Source organism: Kosakonia pseudosacchari (genome assembly GCF_900184035.1).
In the GTDB taxonomy this organism is placed as follows: domain Bacteria; phylum Pseudomonadota; class Gammaproteobacteria; order Enterobacterales; family Enterobacteriaceae; genus Kosakonia; species Kosakonia pseudosacchari.
In genome coordinates this window covers 1-2,129 of sequence record NZ_FXWP01000012.1, presented here as the reverse complement: position 1 = coordinate 2,129, position 2,129 = coordinate 1, and the positions used below count along the sequence as shown (strand labels likewise).

Genomic DNA, 2,129 nt, shown 5'->3' with positions numbered 1-2,129 from the left:
CAGGGACTGGCTGAAAAATTTATGGCAAACTTGTGAAGCAGGCATAGAGGTGTGACCTTACTTTTTGGTGGAACACTAAGTAGATCACAACCTTCTATGCCTGTCTTTATTTATGGGGAACCGTCAGGGCCTTAGCCCCTTTTCTCTTAATCTTCGGAATCCGTATAGTCTTCCGCACCTTCCATCTGTGGTTTCCCACCCGAAAGAGTATGAAAGCGCTTCGGACGCTTAATGCGCGCCATATACTTGATCCAGACGCGTTCTGCTTCGGTGTCTGGTTCACGCTCTCCACGGCACACTGCAACGAATTGCATTTCTTCTGCAGTCACTGGTTCACGCTTACCGAGTTCCAGTTCGTTAAAAGCATAACCATAGCGCTCAAGCAGTTGCGCCTCTTTGATGGTGAAGTCACCGTGGCGAGAGAACCCGCGCGGATAATTCTTATTGTCGAAAAAACGATTCGTCGTCGTAAAGCTTTCCGCCATCCTGCACGCTCCTAATTCTTTGGCCGAGCTATTTATGGCGCGGAGTATTAGTTACGCTTGACAGAGTGTAAAACAAAACATTTAAATCATTACGACAAATATTTTTGTGGAGAAAACTGTGGATACGGAATTACTAAAAACTTTCCTCGAAGTTAGCAGGACTCGTCACTTCGGTCGTGCAGCCGAAGCACTCTATCTGACCCAGTCCGCGGTGAGTTTTCGTATTCGCCAGTTAGAGAACCAACTTGGGGTTAATCTCTTTACACGCCATCGCAACAATATTCGCCTGACAGCAGCGGGCGAGAAGCTGCTGCCGTATGCGGAAACATTGATGAGCACGTGGCAGGCAGCAAGAAAGGAAGTGGCACATACATCGCGACACCACCAATTTTCTATTGGAGCCAGCGCATCGCTCTGGGAATGCATGCTTAGCGATTGGTTAACCCGGCTGTATAACCTGCAAGGGAACCTTCAGTTCGAAGCACGAATTGCACAACGACAATCACTGGTTAAACAGTTACATGAGCGGCAACTGGATCTGTTGATCACCACGGAAACGCCAAAGATGGATGAATTTAGCAGCCAGTTACTTGGCCATTTCACACTTGCGCTTTATTGCGCAGTCCCGGAAAAGAGCAAGTCAGAATTGAATTATCTGCGCCTCGAATGGGGTCCGGATTTTCAACAGCATGAGTCGGAGTTAATCGCCAGTGATGATGTGCCAACTTTGACGACCAGTTCAGCAGAAGTGGCCCATCAACAATTACCGCAGCTCAATGGTTGCACCTGGCTGCCTGTCTCATGGGCAGAGCAAAAAGAGAAGTTATATCCAGTTGCTGACACAGCGATGCTTTCTCGCCCACTTTATGCAATTTGGCTGCAGAACAGCGATAAACAGAATCAGATCCGCGATCTTTTGAAAATCAAAGTGATCGATTGAGCATTTCTGGCAAGGATGCCATGTGAGAGATAATTTGTGGCGTGGATGCTGAAAAAGAAGCAAAAAAAATCCTTAGCATATGCTAAGGATTATTTCTGGCAGGGGCGGAGGGACTCGAACCCCCAACACCCGGTTTTGGAGACCGGTGCTCTACCAATTGAACTACGCCCCTAATTAGGGTGGCGGAACGGACGGGACTCGAACCCGCGACCCCCTGCGTGACAGGCAGGTATTCTAACCGACTGAACTACCGCTCCACCGAATTTCTTTACAACCACCGGTTTGTTGCCCCGGTTTCACTGCTAATTTGATGCCTGGCAGTTCCCTACTCTCGCATGGGGAGACCCCACACTACCATCGGCGCTACGGCGTTTCACTTCTGAGTTCGGCATGGAGTCAGGTGGGACCACCGCGCTAGTGCCGCCAGGCAAATTCTTTGTGCCCTGTCCTGTGTCTTTTGCACCGGTACCGCGTTGGCTGCATTCCACGAACGTCAGTCACATACCTCTGTATGCTCCTTCCGTCGCCTCATTTGCCGCCTTGTCCCGGCGCAAAATCCTTCGGACTCTGAATCAATGCTGAAAATCTTTTCTGTCTCTCACGCCAAAACACCTTCGGCGTTGTAAGGTTAAGCCTCACGGTTCATTAGTACCGGTTAGCTCAACGCATCGCTGCGCTTACACACCCGGCCTATCAACGTCGTC

General features: G+C 49.7%; 2 protein-coding genes, 2 tRNA genes and 2 rRNA genes. 1 reads left to right on the top strand and 5 read right to left on the bottom strand.

Going from position 1 to position 2,129, the window contains the following annotated elements; all coding sequences use genetic code 11:
- Positions 1-146: 146 nt before the first annotated feature.
- A complete protein-coding gene (locus BN2591_RS09950) occupies positions 147-485 on the bottom strand; it encodes a MaoP family protein (RefSeq protein WP_086871083.1) in 339 nt (112 codons plus the stop codon).
- A gap of 106 nt (positions 486-591) precedes the next feature.
- Here BN2591_RS09950 and hdfR point away from each other — a divergent pair, with 106 nt between their 5' ends.
- Entirely contained in the window at positions 592-1,425 is an 834-nt protein-coding gene (hdfR, locus tag BN2591_RS09945) for an HTH-type transcriptional regulator HdfR (RefSeq protein ID WP_086871081.1), read from the top strand.
- Between the two features lie 96 nt (positions 1,426-1,521).
- Here the strand turns inward: hdfR and BN2591_RS09940 are convergent.
- The 4 genes from BN2591_RS09940 to BN2591_RS09925 all read right to left on the bottom strand — a co-directional run.
- A tRNA-Trp gene (locus BN2591_RS09940) sits at positions 1,522-1,597 on the bottom strand.
- 8 nt (positions 1,598-1,605) lie between these two features.
- Positions 1,606-1,682 (bottom strand) — tRNA-Asp (locus tag BN2591_RS09935).
- Positions 1,683-1,737: 55 nt separating this feature from the next.
- Positions 1,738-1,853: ribosomal RNA gene (gene rrf, locus BN2591_RS09930) — 5S ribosomal RNA — on the bottom strand.
- Between the two features lie 196 nt (positions 1,854-2,049).
- Positions 2,050-2,129: ribosomal RNA gene (locus BN2591_RS09925) — 23S ribosomal RNA — on the bottom strand; the annotation flags it as partial.